This window comes from Streptomyces spinosus, from assembly GCF_020400655.1.
Lineage (GTDB): Bacteria > Actinomycetota > Actinomycetes > Streptomycetales > Streptomycetaceae > Streptomyces > Streptomyces argyrophylli.
The window spans coordinates 274,624-288,828 of record NZ_JAINRC010000010.1 but is presented as its reverse complement, the minus strand read 5'-3'; the positions used below and the strand labels follow the sequence as shown (position 1 = coordinate 288,828).

12 protein-coding genes, 1 tRNA gene and 1 pseudogene are annotated in these 14,205 nt (G+C 74.5%); 8 read left to right on the top strand and 6 right to left on the bottom strand.

Annotated elements, in window-relative coordinates:
* Window positions 1–11: 11 nt before the first annotated feature.
* Window positions 12–584 (bottom strand): TetR/AcrR family transcriptional regulator, encoded by a 573-nt coding sequence (locus LG395_RS20580; RefSeq protein WP_225810820.1) that lies wholly within the window; start codon window positions 582–584, stop codon window positions 12–14.
* A 255-nt stretch (window positions 585–839) separates the two neighbouring features.
* On the opposite strand from LG395_RS20580, the gene LG395_RS20575 reads away from it, so the two are divergent.
* Window positions 840–1,793 carry a LysR family transcriptional regulator gene (locus LG395_RS20575; protein WP_171159073.1) on the top strand — a complete coding sequence of 318 codons (954 nt, stop codon included), beginning with the start codon at window positions 840–842 and terminating at the stop codon, window positions 1,791–1,793.
* 210 nt (window positions 1,794–2,003) lie between these two features.
* Window positions 2,004–3,953: a collagenase gene (locus tag LG395_RS20570; protein WP_225810772.1), complete on the top strand. Its 1,950-nt coding sequence runs from the start codon at window positions 2,004–2,006 to the stop codon at window positions 3,951–3,953.
* Between the two features lie 72 nt (window positions 3,954–4,025).
* On the opposite strand, the gene LG395_RS20565 is transcribed toward LG395_RS20570, so the two are convergent.
* The gene (locus LG395_RS20565; RefSeq protein WP_171159075.1) at window positions 4,026–5,477 is read right to left on the bottom strand and encodes a glyceraldehyde-3-phosphate dehydrogenase; all 1,452 of its coding nucleotides are present in this window, start codon (window positions 5,475–5,477) and stop codon (window positions 4,026–4,028) included.
* Window positions 5,478–5,652: 175 nt separating this feature from the next.
* On the opposite strand from LG395_RS20565, the gene LG395_RS20560 reads away from it, so the two are divergent.
* Window positions 5,653–6,861 (top strand): putative hexosyltransferase, encoded by a 1,209-nt coding sequence (locus LG395_RS20560; RefSeq protein ID WP_225810771.1) that lies wholly within the window; start codon window positions 5,653–5,655, stop codon window positions 6,859–6,861.
* A 46-nt stretch (window positions 6,862–6,907) separates the two neighbouring features.
* Here LG395_RS20560 and LG395_RS20555 read toward each other — a convergent pair whose 3' ends face one another.
* Window positions 6,908–7,435: an STAS domain-containing protein gene (locus LG395_RS20555; RefSeq protein ID WP_225810770.1), complete on the bottom strand. Its 528-nt coding sequence runs from the start codon at window positions 7,433–7,435 to the stop codon at window positions 6,908–6,910.
* A 130-nt stretch (window positions 7,436–7,565) separates the two neighbouring features.
* Between LG395_RS20555 and LG395_RS20550 the strand changes: the two genes are divergently transcribed.
* Together LG395_RS20550 and LG395_RS20545 are read left to right on the top strand one after the other, a co-directional pair.
* The gene (locus LG395_RS20550) at window positions 7,566–7,916 is read left to right on the top strand and encodes a helix-turn-helix transcriptional regulator (protein ID WP_171159077.1); all 351 of its coding nucleotides are present in this window, start codon (window positions 7,566–7,568) and stop codon (window positions 7,914–7,916) included.
* A gap of 401 nt (window positions 7,917–8,317) precedes the next feature.
* Complete coding sequence (locus LG395_RS20545; RefSeq protein ID WP_171159078.1) at window positions 8,318–9,010, top strand: alpha/beta fold hydrolase; 693 nt, start codon at window positions 8,318–8,320, stop codon at window positions 9,008–9,010.
* Window positions 9,011–9,044: 34 nt separating this feature from the next.
* On the opposite strand, the gene LG395_RS20540 is transcribed toward LG395_RS20545, so the two are convergent.
* Entirely contained in the window at window positions 9,045–9,380 is a 336-nt protein-coding gene (locus LG395_RS20540) for a hypothetical protein (RefSeq protein WP_225810769.1), read from the bottom strand.
* Window positions 9,381–9,582: 202 nt separating this feature from the next.
* Between LG395_RS20540 and LG395_RS20535 the strand changes: the two genes are divergently transcribed.
* Entirely contained in the window at window positions 9,583–9,903 is a 321-nt protein-coding gene (locus LG395_RS20535) for a hypothetical protein (RefSeq protein ID WP_171159080.1), read from the top strand.
* A 337-nt stretch (window positions 9,904–10,240) separates the two neighbouring features.
* On the opposite strand, the gene LG395_RS20530 is transcribed toward LG395_RS20535, so the two are convergent.
* Window positions 10,241–10,591: a hypothetical protein gene (locus LG395_RS20530; protein WP_225810768.1), complete on the bottom strand. Its 351-nt coding sequence runs from the start codon at window positions 10,589–10,591 to the stop codon at window positions 10,241–10,243.
* A gap of 133 nt (window positions 10,592–10,724) precedes the next feature.
* Here LG395_RS20530 and selA point away from each other — a divergent pair, with 133 nt between their 5' ends.
* Window positions 10,725–12,128 (top strand): L-seryl-tRNA(Sec) selenium transferase, encoded by a 1,404-nt coding sequence (gene selA / locus LG395_RS20525; RefSeq protein ID WP_225810767.1) that lies wholly within the window; start codon window positions 10,725–10,727, stop codon window positions 12,126–12,128.
* A gap of 195 nt (window positions 12,129–12,323) precedes the next feature.
* A pseudogene (locus tag LG395_RS20520) lies at window positions 12,324–14,078 on the top strand (SelB domain-containing protein); the annotation flags it as partial.
* A 20-nt stretch (window positions 14,079–14,098) separates the two neighbouring features.
* On the opposite strand, the gene LG395_RS20515 reads toward LG395_RS20520, so the two are convergent.
* Window positions 14,099–14,191: transfer RNA gene (locus LG395_RS20515), tRNA-Sec, on the bottom strand.
* Window positions 14,192–14,205 lie beyond the last annotated feature (14 nt).

Sequence of the window (14,205 nt, the reverse complement as noted above, 5' to 3'; positions counted from 1 at the left end):
GAGCCGTGCGGTCAGGGCTTCGCGGGCCAGTCGCGCAGCAGGGAGTCGAGGGCGTCCAGGATCCGGGTCCAGGACTCCTGCGGGTCCGGCGCGCTGTGATCGAAGCCGCCGGCCGCCTCCAGGCTGACGTAGCCGTGGAAGACGCTGCCGAGGAGGCGGACCGCGTGGGTCTGGTCCGGCTCGGTCAGGTCGTAACCGCGCAGGATCGCCCGGGTGAGCTGCACGATCCGCACTCCCGCGCTGCCGGCCGCCGTCTCGGTGTCCAGCGGGTGCCGGGCCGCCGCGTAGCGGCCGGGGTGCGCGCGGGCGTAGTCGCGGTAGACGTTCGCGAAGGCGCCGAGGGCGTCCTTGCCGGACCGGCCGGCCAGGGCCTCGGCGGCCCGGTCGGCCAGCTCCTCGAGGGCGAGCAGCGCGATCCGCGTCTTGAGATCCTGCGAGTTCCTCAGGTGCGAGTACAAGCTCGCGACCTTGACGTCGAACCGCCGGGCCACCGCGGACACCGTCACCTGGTCGAAGCCGACTTCGTCGGCCAGCTCCGCGCCCGCCCGCACCAGGCGTTCGGTGGTCAGCCCCGCACGCGCCATCACTGTCTCTCCCGTCTGCCGGAAAGCCATTGTGCAGCTTCCTAAAGGTTTTAGGCAAGCGGGTGAGTTATTTAGGTTGGTTGGCCGTGCCCGAGGTTCCTCCGCCGGCGGGCGGGCCTACGGCCTGTTGCCGGGGAGGGCACAATGGAACGCCGTGGTCCGCCGGTCGTAGGTGCGGTCGGCGACAGCAGAGGGGGACCGGCGTGCTCGGCGACCGGGGCGCGGGCGCGCCGGGAACCGGCGGGGAGTGGAGCGATGGAGCTGGAGCTGCGGCACCTGCGGGTGCTGTGCGCGATCGCCGACGCGGGCAGCGTGGGCCGGGCCGCCGCGCAGCTGGGCTACTCGCAGCCGGCCGTCAGCACCCAGCTGCGGCGCATCGAGCGCCACCTCGGCGAACCGCTCTTCGAACGCGGGCCCGGCGGGGTCCGGCCGACCCGGTACGGCGCCGAGGTCGTCGAGCAGGCCCGGGACGTCCTCACGCGGGCCGCCGCGATCGGGCACCGTCCGCCCACCGACCGCCCCCGCCGCACCCTGCGCGTGGCCGCGACGAACTCGCCCATGCTGTCCGGCACGGTCTCCCGGGTCCGGACGCGACTGCCGGAGCTCTCCCTCTCGGTCACCAGCGTCTACGCGTCCTCGCGGATCGTCGAGCTGCTGGAGGAGGGCGCGGTGGACGCGGCCATCGCCGCCGACTACCCGGGCATGGAACTGCGGCACTCGGCCGCCGTCCGGCACCGCGGCATCGTCACCGAGCCCACCTTCGTCGCCCTGCCCGCCCGCCACCGGCTCCGGCAGAGCGCCCAGGTCCAGCTCGCCGACCTCGCCGAGGACGCCTGGTTCGTGACCCCGGACGACGGGGCCGGCTGGCCGGGGGTGTTCTACGACGCATGTGCCGCGGCCGGCTTCACCCCGGTGACCGTGCACGAGTGGCTCGGTGACCAGACCCAGTTGCAGAGCATGATCGCCGATGGTCTCGGGGTGTCCCTGGTGCAGCCGACGCTGCGGCCGATCCCGCACGTCACGGTCAAGCCGCTGGCGGGCTCCCCGCTGTGGTGCCGCTATGTGCTGGTCTGGCGGCCGGACACCGTCGCCGACGACGTCGTGGAGACGGTGTTCCGCTCCGCCACGGACGCTTACCGCGACCTCGTCGCCCAGGCCCCGCACCTGCGCACCTGGGCGTCGCGGACCTGGAGCGCCGCCGGGGCGTAGGGCCTCTCGTCTGGATCATGCCGGGCACGCGGGGTCCGGCCTGATCCGAACGAAAGACCCTAGCCGCGGGTCACGGGTGCGCCGCGATGTTATGAGCGCCCAGTGCCATGTGCTATGTCACACGCCATTGTTGGCGGGGCGGCGCGCTGAGACAGTCCCTCACACGCCTCGACACCCCACAGAGGCGCACCCCTTCGTGGAGGAATCCCGATGCGCTATCGCTTCGCGCTGCCCGGACGCGTGCCGAGGGGCACGGCCGGCCGCATCGCCGGCGCCGCCGCCGTCTGCGTCACCCTCGCCGGCCTGCTGTCCACGCCGGCACTCGCCGCGCCCCGCCCGCACACCGCCACGGCCACCGCACCCCGGGCGCACCTCTCCGTGCCGTCGCCCGCCGCCGCGTCCACCGTCGCGACCGAGCACCCCGCGACCCAGGCCCGGCGGCTCAGCCCGGACCAACTCCCGCCGCAGCCGCCCACGTTCACGAAGGCCGCGGGGCCGCACGCGGCGACGGCGGCCTCCTGCGCCCCGGCCGACTTCGGCAGCCGTACCGGCCCCGCCCTCGTCTCCTACGTCAGGACCGCGACCCCGGACTGCGTCGACACCCTCTTCTCCGTCACCGGCACGGACGCGCGCGCCGTCTTCCGCCAGGCCCAGATGCTGACCGTCGCCCAGGCGTTCACCCGCACCGCCGGGCAGTACCGGGGCGACAACTCCGGCGGCCTGCTGCAACTGGTCCTCTTCCTGCGCGCCGGCTACTACGCGCAGTTCAACCACCCCGGGGACGTGGGCCCTTACACCTCCCGCCTCACCGCCGCCGTCACGAGCGGCCTGGACACCTTCTTCGCCCGCCCCCACTCCCGTGACGTCACGGCGGCCAACGGAGACGTCCTCGGCGAGACCGTCATCCTGACCGACAGCGCCGACCAGCAAGGCCGTTACCTGGAGGTCTACCGGCGGCTGCTGAACGACTACGACGGCTCCTACGACTCGGTCGACAGCATGATCAGGGCCGTCAACGACGTCTACACCCCGCTGTGGCGCGGCAACTGGAACCCGGCGTACGTGCGTGCGGTCGAGAACGACCCGCGCGTCACCGGCACCCTGTACGACTTCGCGCTGGCCAACACCGACAAGCTCGGTACCGGCCTGGCCTTCCTGGACTCCAACGCCGGGATGAACCTGGCCCGTTACACCGAGCACCCCGGACTGCGGGACACCGTACGCCCGTTGGCCAGGGACCTGCTGGACCGGACGGCGATCACCGGGCCGACGGCCGCGCTCTGGGTGGCCGTGGCCACCCAGGCGGACCACTACGACGCGGCCGGATGCGGCTACTACGACGTCTGCGGCCTGCCGGAGAAGCTCGACAAGGCCGTGCTGCCCGTCACCCGGCACTGCGACGCCGACGTGACTCTGCGCGCCCAGGCGCTCACCGCCGCCGACCTCGACGCCGCCTGCGCCAGCGTGCTCCACCAGGACGCCTGGTTCCGCTCGGTCGTGGGGGCCGACGGCGCGATACCCGGCCAGTACGCCTCCACGGTCCGGCTCGTGGTGTTCGCCGGCCGCGCCGACTACCAGACGTACGCCGGCGCGATGTACGGCATCAGCACCGACAACGGCGGCATGACGCTGGGCGGCGACCCGGCGGACCCGGCCAACCAGCCGGTGTCGGTCATGTACCAGAAGGACTACGACGACGGCTTCCCGGCCCGGATCTGGAACCTCAACCACGAGTACACGCACTTCCTGGACGCCCGCGACGACATGCGGGGCGACTTCGCGCGGCAGATCTCCGTACCGGACGTGTGGTGGATCGAGGGCATCGCCGAGTACGTCTCCTATGGCTACCGCGGTCTCGCCGACGACCAGGCGGTCCAGGAGGCCGGCAGGCACACGTACCGGCTGAGCACCCTGTTCGACAGCACCTACGACAACAGCGACGTCACCCGCACCTACCCGTGGGGCTACCTCGCCGTGCGCTACATGATCGAGCGGCACCCCGACGACGTCCGGCGCGTGCTCACCCGCTTCCGCGCCGGTGACTACGCCGGCGGGTACGTCGTCTACCACGACGGCATCGGCACCCGCTACGACGCCGACTTCGACCAGTGGCTCACGGCGTGCGCCACGGGCGCGTGCGGCGGGCCCGTCCCGGCCTGAGCGCACCCGCCCGGCAGAACGGCCGCCGGCCGGAGACCCCGGCCGGCGGGCGTACGCGTACCGGGAGCCCGCTCAGACCGCCGGCGCCGGGTACGTCGGGTACTCCACGCCCGACACGTGCTGGACGACGCGGACGACCTGGCAGGAGTAGCCGAACTCGTTGTCGTACCAGAGGTAGAGGATCGCGTTGTCCCCGTCCACCTTCAGCGCGCCCGCGTCCACGATCGAGGCGTGGCGCGAGCCGATGAAGTCGCTGGAGACCGCGTCGGGCGCCGTGATGAAGTCGATCTGGCGCTTCAGCGGCGAGGTCAGCGACACCTCGCGCAGGTAGTCGTGGACCTCCTCGCGGGTGGTGGCGCGGGCCAGCTGGAGATTGAGGATGGCGATCGACACGTCCGGTACCGGGACGCGGATCGAGCTGCCGCTGATCTTCGCCTTGAGGTCGGGCAGCGCCTTGGCGACGGCGGAGGCGGCGCCGGTCTCGGTGATGACCATGTTGAGCGGCGCGGAGCGGCCCCGGCGCTCGGACTTGTGGTAGTTGTCCAGCAGGTTCTGGTCGTTGGTGAACGAGTGGACGGTCTCCACGTGGCCGCGCAGCACGCCGTACTCGTCGTCCATCGCCTTCAGCGGCGGGACGATGGCGTTGGTGGTGCAGGAGGCGCAGGACAGGATCTGCTCGTCGGGCTTGACGGTGTCGTGGTTGACGCCGTGCACGATGTTGGGGACGTCGCCCTTGCCCGGCGCGGTCAGCACGACCTTCTCGATGCCGGGGCGCAGGTGCTTGGACAGGCCCTCGCGGTCGCGCCACTTGCCGGTGTTGTCGATGAGGATGGCGTCCCGGATGCCGTACTCGGTGTAGTCCACGTCCGACGGGTCGTCGGCGTGGATCACCTTGATGGCGTTGCCGTTGGCGACGATCGTGCCGCTGGCCTCGTCCACGGTGATGGTGCCCTGGAACTGGCCGTGGATGGAGTCGCGGCGCAGCAGCGAGGCGCGCTTGACGAGGTCTTCGGCGGCATGGCCGCCGCCGCGCACGACGATGGCGCGCAGCCTCAGGCCGTTGCCCGAGCCGGCCTTCTCGATGAGCAGGCGCGCGACGAGCCGGCCGATGCGGCCGAAGCCGTACAGCACGACGTCGCGCGGCTCGCGGCGCTCGATCTTGTTCGCGCCGGTGGCTCCGGCGACGGCCTCGGCGGTGAACTCCGGCACGCTCAGGCCGCGCTCGTCGGCCTTGTAGGCGGTGGCCAGCATGCCGAGGTCGATCTGCGACGGACCGAGGTCCAGGGTGGTCAGGGCCTGGAGGAACGGCATGGTCTCGGTGACCGACAGCTCGGCGCCGGCGATCTGCCGGGCGAAGCGGTGCGTCTTCAGGATGCTGACCACCGACTTGTTCACCAGGGAGCGGCTGTGCAGCAGGACGGTCACGTCCCGCTCGCGGTGCAGCTTCCCGATGAGCGGGATCATCGACTCCGCGATCTCCTCGCGGATCTTCCAGTTGGTGAACGAGTCGTCGTTGACAGTCACAGATCCATCTTCCGAGCTAGGCAGCGCTCATATGATAACCACACCCCTTGAGGGGCCCTCATGACGGGGTGAGGGGGCCCGGAGACGCGGCCGGACGCGTGAAAACCGGGGGAGGGGCGGTGGAAACCCGGGTCGCGCGTTGCGCCTTCCCGCCGGTGTGCCCAAGGTCGACGCCGTGAGCACCTCCTCCGTCCCCCGGCCCGAACCGACGGCACCCTCCGGGCCCCTCGGACGCCTCCGGCCGCCCCGGCCGGCCGGCCCCGGACGGCCGCAGGGCGTCCTGCCGGCGCTCGCCCTGTTCGCGGCCGTCCGGCTCGCCGGGATCCTCGCGGTGATCCTCACGAACGCGCTCCGCGGACACCCCCTGGTCAGGAACCTGGCCCACTCCTGGGACTCCCGCTGGTACCTGCACATCGCCACCCACGGCTACGGCCGCCTCGTCTGGATCTCCCCGGAGGGCGCCGTCCAGACCGACTGGGCGTTCTTCCCTCTGTATCCCGCGCTCATCCGAGCGCTGACCGCCGTTCTGCCGCTCACCCCGGGCCGGTCCGCCCTGCTCATCGCCTGGACGGCCGCGGTCGTGGCCGCGTACGGCGTCTACCTCGTCGGCCACCACCTGTACGGCAGGGGCGTCGCCACCACGCTGGTCGCCCTGTGGGCCGCGCTGCCGCACGCCGTGGAACTCACCATCGCCTACACGGAGTCGCTGTTCGCCGCGCTCGCCGCGTGGGCGCTGTACTGCGTGCTCAGGGGACGCTGGCTGTGGGCCGGAGCCCTGGCCGCGCTGGCGGGCCTGGCGCGGCCCAGCGGATTCGCGGTGGCGGTGGCCGTCGTGCTGGCCGCCGGGCACCAGGTGCTGCGGCAGCGCGGCCGTGCCCCGGTGCGGCTGTGGGCCGGCGCGCTCCTGGCCCCCGTGGGCTGGACGGCCTTCGTGCTGTGGGTGGGGAACCGTACGGGAGACCTCCTCGGCGGCTACTTCACGGTCCAGCGCGCCTGGGACTCCCGCTTCGACTTCGGCGCCGACTCGGTGCGCTTCCTCAAGGCCCTGTTCCTGCACGGCGGGGGCGTCGTCTACCCGGCGGCCCTGCTGATCGTCGCCTCGGGCGTCCTGCTGTTCGTCCTGCTCTGCCTGGACCGCCCCCCGCCGGCCCTGGTCGCCTTCTCCGGCGTCCTGGTCCTGCTCGCGGTCGGCGGCTCCGGCTCCTTCTCCTCCAAGCCGCGGTTCCTGCTGCCGGCCTTCCCGCTGCTCGTGCCGGTGGCCCGCGCACTCGCCCGTACGTGGTGGCTGCGCCCGCCGGCGGCCATGGTCGTCTACGGCGCCCTCACCCTGGTCTCCCTGCTGTTCGGCGCCTATGTGACGGTGGTGGCGCACTCCCCGCTGTGAGCCGCCCGGCGCGGCCGTGCGAGCGGATCCCCGCCGCGACCTGTCTTCAGCACCGCGGGGTCTGGCGGCATCCGATCCCGTACGCGTGGCCCTGGGAGGACATGGTGCCCGGCGACGGTTCCGGTTTCGGCGAGGGGGCGGTGGCCGGGCCAGGGTGCCGCAGTTCCAGGCGGGGCGGGTCCGGCGGCGTGAACAGGTCCTGGGCCCCGAGGAGGCCGAGCAGCCTGTCGGTCACCGGACTGCCGACACGGATGACCACCGTCTTGCCCTGGCCGCCGGCCCGCTGCCGCAACTCCATCAGGACGCTCAGGCCGGAGCAGTCGCAGAAGTCGAGCCCGCCCAGGTCCAGGTCGAGGCCACGCTTCGACGCGTCGAGTGCTTCGTGCAGGCGGGGGCGGAGCCGGCTCGCGGAGTCGCGGTCCAGCTCACCCAGGACGCGGACGCGGATCCGGTCCCCGTTCGGCGTGCAGGAGGCGGTGGCCAGGCCGGTCGGGGGGATTCCGTCCGTCGCGCCGCGTGGGCAGGGCAGGTCGGTCCCGCCGGCGACCTCGGCCCGGTGGATGCGGTTGTACATGGCTTGCTCCCGCCTCTGTGCGCAGGGACTGGACCCAACGTTGCCCCCTCACCCTGATGTACGTCAACTAATACACGAATGGCAATACGTGTTTTTGCGTGCATGAAAGTTCAGTCGGTAGACTCGCGGCATGGATGGAGTGCCTGAGTCGCACAGCGGGTGGACCTTCCTCACGAACCATGCCCGCGTACTCGCGGCCATCGCGGACAACCCACACGCGCGCATACGGGACATCGCCGCGCGCTGTCGGCTCACCGAGCGCGCTGTGCAGAAGATCATCGCGGACCTGGAGCAGGACGGTTACCTGTCTCACACCCGAGAGGGACGCGGCAACACGTACCGGATCGATCCCAGCAAGACCCTGCGGCACCCGGCCGAGGCGGGAATCGGCCTGACGGTGGCGTCGCTCCTGTCCATGCTCGTCCAGGACGAGGCGGAGCGTTCGGGTCAGAGCGATGCGACCAGTGTGGTGACCGCCTGAGCGCGGCCGTCGCGCTTCCGCCGGGACCGGGCCGGCCGTAGCCGGGCCCGGCCGTGCGGCGCTCAGGCGTACCCTGGCGGGTTCGGCCGGGCAGCCGGGCACGGCCCCGGGCCGCCGGGCCGGCCGTCGTGCCGTCGGCCCCACGCGCCCGGGCGTATAGCGGCGGACGCCAGATCGCCCTCGGCCGGGGCGCGTGGCGAAGCCGCCGGGCCGTCCGACGGCCGCCGCCCGGATGCCCCCGCCTGACATCTCGGTACGTCAACGTGCCGACACGGGCGCGCGCCACCCGGATTTCCGCGTCGCGCGCGGGACGATGGACGCCGGCCGACCCCGGGTGCGCTGTGGATCCGGCGCCGGCCGTGATGAATGATCGGCCGGAGGACGACGGGGAGGCTGCGCCGGTGAGGCTGCACACGCACGAGTGGGGGACCGGCGACCGGATCGCCGTCCTCGTGCACGGAATCATGTCCGACCACCGCACCTGGCACCGGGTCGCACCGGTCCTCGCCGGCAAGGGATACCGGGTCGTCGGTGTGGACCTGCGCGGGCACGGCGCGAGCGGCCGGGGCGAGTACAGCCCCGAGGCCTGGGCGGGCGACCTCGTCGACACCCTCCCCGAGCGGCCGGAACTGGTGATCGGCCACTCGCTCGGGGCCATGGCCCTGGCCGGCGCCGTCGAACGGCTGGTGCCCGCCCGGGCCGTCTACTGCGACCCCGCCTGGGACATACGCCCCAGAGTGGTCGAGGCGTCCGCGTACTTCGCCGCCTTCAAGTCCGCGAACCGCGCGATGGTCAGGAGCCTCAACCCGCGCTGGGACGAAGCCGACGTGGACGTGGAACTGGCCACGCTCGCCGACTGGGACCCCGCCTCCGCCCGGGTCCTCCCGGGCATCTACGCGGTCAGCCGGACACCGGCACGCCCCGTGGTGCCCTCCCTCGTGATCCTGGCCGGCGCCGGCGAACTCCTGCGGCCCGGCCTGGACGAGGACCTGGTGCGGCGGGGCTTCGAGGTCCGGACGGTCGAGGGAGCGGGGCACTGCGTCTACCGTGACGACTTCGACGGCTTCATGGGCGCGCTCGACGGCTGGATCTGAGGGCCCGCGCCCCCTCGCGGGGTGTGCGCGACCGTCAGCGCGGGTTGAACACCACGCTGGCGAAGCGGGCGTTCGCGGGGGCCGACCGGCCGGGGGCGAGCCGCAGCGCCGTCCCCCGGCACCCCTTCTCCGGGTAGACGACGAGCGGCTTCCTCGTCCCGTTGTGGGCGCCGCGCGCCTCCTGGGCCATGTCGAGGCACCTGTGGTCCGGCGGGTTGTCGATGGCGTACGCCTTGCCGCGGGGCCCGACCCAGAGGAACGTGCCGTCGGCGGCGAGCGCGGAGCCCGGGGCGGACAGAGCGAGGGCGACACCGCCGAGTACGGCGGCGAGCTGACGGCACAGGCGCGGGGGCGCGGCCTTGCGTGACATGGGCGAGTCCTTCGTCGAGCGGGGCGGGCGAGAGGCGGACCGAGGGGCCGCAGCCGTAATCTCCCACCCCCGCCGCACCGGGCCCCCGAGCCGACACGGGCACGTCCACCGTCCGGGTGACGCCCGCGGACGCGCGCGCCGCCCCTGTGCGAAGTCCGCGAATCGGGGTAGACGGGCGTACGCCCGAGGAAAGGACCGTCTCATGACGACCTACGTGATCAGCGTCCCCGGCACCTTCACCACCGGGATCGAGGCCGACACCCGCACCCGGCTGGCCCAGGCGCTCCGGCCCGCCGATCCGCACGGCACGCACCTGGGCAGCGCCGAGGACCTGGACGCGCTCAGCGTCAACGACGACAACACCTTCACCCTGCGCCTGACCGTGGACGCGGACACCGGCCGGCACGCCGAGGAGGAGGCCCGCAGGCTCGCGGGCTCCGCGCTCCAGCAGGCGGGGCTCGACGAGCGGACGGCACCGCTCGGGCCCGCGGTGATCACCGGCATCGATTCCGAGGTCCGCTGACGGCGAGCCCGACCGGGGCACCGGGCGGGCCGGAGCCGGGGCCCGCCCGCCACCCCCGCGGCACGATCACCGCCCTCCTGCGCGGCATGCTCCCCCGGGACCTGCCGGCCGCGCCCGGCACGCACCTCGCGGTGCGGTACGCATCATCGGGGCGGCCCCGCGGTTCCAGCCGGCGGGCGGTGTGCTCTGCGCACTGCTGACGTCCGTGGTGGCGACCGTCGCCGCCGCGGACGGCGTCGGCGCGCTCGCCGCGCCGAGCCGGACCGGGGTCATGGCGAAGCTTGGACCCCCCGCGGACACCGTGAGTCTTCCGCAGGCCCCTCGTCACTGCCGCCCCTCAGCGTTCGGAGCGGTTCACCGGCCCCTCGTCGTCACTGCCCGGCTCCGCGGCCGGCGTCCCCGCCGACGTGGTGCGGTGCTCCGGGGACGGCGGGTGGGCGGCACCGGTGGCACCGGGCTGGCCGCCACCCGTCGTGCCGTAGCCGCCGGGAATCCCCGGCGGTGTGTCCGCGGCGGCCTGGGCCTCGCTGATGTGCCGCCGGGCCCGGACGTTCGCCCGGCGCTCCGGGTAGGGGTAGTCGAACGGCCGGGACGCGGCGCGCTCGCGGTCCGCCTCGCGCTCCCGGCGCGCGGCCCGCTCGGCCGCCGTCGCGTTCTCGTCCTGTCGCTTGTCCTCGTGGTCCTTCATGCCGCGCCGAGTACCCGGGTGACGGCCACCGCCAACGTCCGTTCCGGCGTGTCGGACGGCCCGCCGGGGGCACTGGGAGACGATGGGCCGAGTCCGTACGGGCACAGGGCCGGACCGGGAGGACAGGGGCGGCATGGAACAGCGGCCGGTACCAGGAGGGACAGCCGAGGACGGCGCGCGCGGCGCTCCCGTGACCACGGACCCGCCCCGGCAGCGGGAAGCGGCCGGCGACGCACGCCGCCGCATCCCGCGCACCGACACCCTCCTGCGCGACCCCCGGCTCGCCGAGGCGGTGGAACGGCTCGGCACGCACCGGGTGAAGGCCGCCGTGCGGCAGGCGCAGGAGCGGGCCCGCGCGGGCGGCATCCCACCGGAACAGGTCCCGCGGACGGCCCTGGACCTGCTGCCCGGCACCGCGAGCGGCCTGCGCCCGGTGCTCAACGCCACCGGCGTGCTGCTGCACACCAACCTCGGCCGGGCGCCGCTGTCCGCCGCGGCCCGGCGGGCCGTCCAGGAAGCGGCCGGTCCCACCGACGTCGAACTCGACCTGACGACCGGTGTCCGGGCCCGCAGAGGACGCTCCGCGCTCGCCGCCCTGCGCGACGCGGTGCCGGTTGCCGGCGCCGCCCACGTCGTCAACAACGGCGCCGCCGCCCTCGTGCTCGCCGCCACCGCCCTCGCGGCCGGCAAGGAGATCGTGGTCAGCCGGGGCGAGATGGTGGAGATCGGCGACGGCTTCCGCCTGCCCGACCTGCTCGTCTCCACCGGTGCCCGGCTCCGGGAGGTCGGTACGACCAACCGCACGGTCCCCGCCGACTACGCGGCCGCCGTCGGACCGGACACCGGGTTCGTGCTGAAGGTCCACCCGTCCAACTTCCGGATCACCGGCTTCACCCGGTCCGCCGAGGTCGCCGACCTCGCCGGCCTCGGCGTGCCGGTCGTCGTCGACATCGGCTCCGGGCTGCTCGCGCCCCACCCGGCCCTGCCCGAGGAGCCCGACGCCGACACCCAGCTGCGCGCCGGTGCCGCGCTCGTCACCGCGAGCGGCGACAAACTGCTCGGCGGACCCCAGTGCGGGCTGCTGCTCGGCCGGGAGGACCTGGTCCGCGCCCTGGCCCGGCACCCGCTGGCCCGCGCCCTGCGCGTCGACAAGCTGACCCTGGCCGCCCTGGAGGCCACCCTCACCGGCCCGCCCACCCCGACCGCGCTCGCCCTCACCGCCGACCCGGCCCTGCTGCGGGCCCGCGCCGACCGGCTGGCCGCGGGGCTGGCCGCCGACGGGATCGACGTCGTGGCCGTCGAGAGCGCCGCGACGGTCGGCGGCGGGGGCGCCCCCGGTGTCACCCTGCCGAGCGCCGCGCTCTCGCTGCCCGAACCGTACGCCGCCGCGCTGCGCACCGGCCGTGTCCCGGTCCTCGGCCGCCTGGAGACGGGGCGCTGCCTGCTGGACCTGAGGGCGGTGCCACCGCGGGACGACGACCGGCTGGCCGAGGCCGTGCGGGCGGCGCGGCCCGCCGTGGAAGGGCGCGGAAGGTGAGGCGGGGGACACCCTGCCGGGTCCGCGCGGAGGGGCGAGGGGAGCCGGGGGTCCCCGTGGAGGCGTGGACGGTGTGATGCTGGTCGTCGAGGGGCGCGGAAGGCGGGGCCGCCCGCTCCGGCGTCCGCGTGAGGGGAACGGCGCGGGGCCGGGCGTCCGGAGCGTGACGCCGGCCGCCCGCGACAGGGAGGTGTGATGCGCGTTCTCGCCACCGCCGGACACGTCGATCACGGTAAGTCCGCGCTGGTCCGCGCCCTCACCGGCATGGAGCCCGACCGGTACGAGGAGGAGCGGCGCCGCGGACTCACCCTGGACCTGGGCTTCGTGTGGACCCGGCTCGGCACGGACCACCTGGCGTTCGTCGACGTACCCGGTCACGAGCGGTTCGTGCCGACCATGCTCGCCGGTGTCGGCCCCGTACCCGCCGTGCTGTTCGTGGTCGCCGCCGACCAGGGCTGGCAGCCCCAGTCGCAGGAGCACCTCTCCCTCCTGGACGCGCTCGGCGTCCGGCACGCGGTCCTCGCGGTGACCCGCAGCGACCTCGCCGACCCCGAGCCGGTCCGCGCCGACGCCGTCGAGCGGCTGGCCGGCACCTCCCTCGGCAAGGTGCCTCAGGTCGCGGTCAGCGCGGTCACCGGCGCGGGACTCGACGAACTGCGTGCCGAACTGGCCCGGATGGCCGCCGGGTTGCCCGCGCCCGACACCGACGCCGACGTGCGCCTGTGGCTCGACCGGGCGTTCACCGTCCGGGGCCACGGCACCGTGGTGACCGGCACCCTCGGCGCGGGCACCCTGCGCGTCGGCGACCGGCTGGTCACCCCGGACGGATCGGCCGTGCGGGTGCGCGGCCTGCAGAGCCTGCACGAGGAGCGGACGGCCGTCGGCGCGGTGGCCCGCGTCGCCGTGAACGTCCACGGCCAGGGGGACACCGCCCTGGGCCGCGGCCAGGTGCTGCTCACCCCGGAGCGCTGGCTGAGCACCGAGGTGGCCGACGTACGGGTCACCGGGGAGCCGGTGGCCGACCTGCCCCGGAACGTCACCCTGCACATCGGGACGGCCGCCGTGCCGGTGACCGTCCGCCCGCTCGGCCCGGACACCGCCCGGCTCACCCTGCGCCGCGGTCTGCCCCTGCGGGTCGGCGACCGCGCGGTGCTGCGCGAACCCGGTGGCACCCGCCCGCCCCGCGGCGTCACCGTCCTCGACGTACGGCCGCCCCGGCTGACCCGGCGCGGCGCCGGCCGGGCCCGCGCGGCCGAGCTGGAGACGATGACCGGCCGTCCGGACGGCGCCGCCGAACTGCGCCGCCGCAGGCTCGTCCGCCGCGCGGACCTGCGGGCGATGGGCGTCCCGGCGCCCGCCGACCCCGTCGCCGGGGACTGGCTCGCCGACGCGGCGCACTGGAGCCTGCTGAAGGAGCGGCTGGCCGGCCACGTCCTGGAGCACGCCCGCGCCCACCCGCTGGACCCGGGCCTGCCCACCGAGGCGGCCCGCCGGCTGCTCGGCCTGCCCGACCGCGCCCTGGTCGACGCGCTGGCGGCGGCACAGCCCCGGCTGCGGGCGGAGCAGGGCCGCCTGCACCCCGCGGACAGCTCCGCACCGGCCCTGCCCGCGCCGGTCCGCGCCGCCGTGGACGCCCTGCGCCGGGATCTCGCCCGCGCCCCGTTCCGCGCCCCGGAGGCCGGGCGGCTCGCCGAACTGGGGCTCGACCGCCGGGCGTCGGCCGCCGCCGCCGCGGCGGGAGCCCTGCTCCGCATCGCCGACGGGATCGTGCTGCTGCCCGGCGCGGACGCCGACGCCGCCGCCGTCCTGCGCGCGCTGCCCCAGCCGTTCACGCTCAGCGAGGCCCGGCGCGCGCTCGACACCACCCGCCGGGTGGCCGTACCGCTGCTGGAGTTCCTGGACGCCCGCGGGTACACGGAACGCGTCGACGACCAGCGCCGGCGCTGCCGAACGGCGCCGGGGGAGGGGAACGGAGGCGGACGGGAATCGAACCCGCCTGCCCGAGATCCTCGGGCACCTCGGTTTTGAAGACCGGGAGGGCCACCAGGCACCCACACGCCTCCACCGCTCGTCAGGC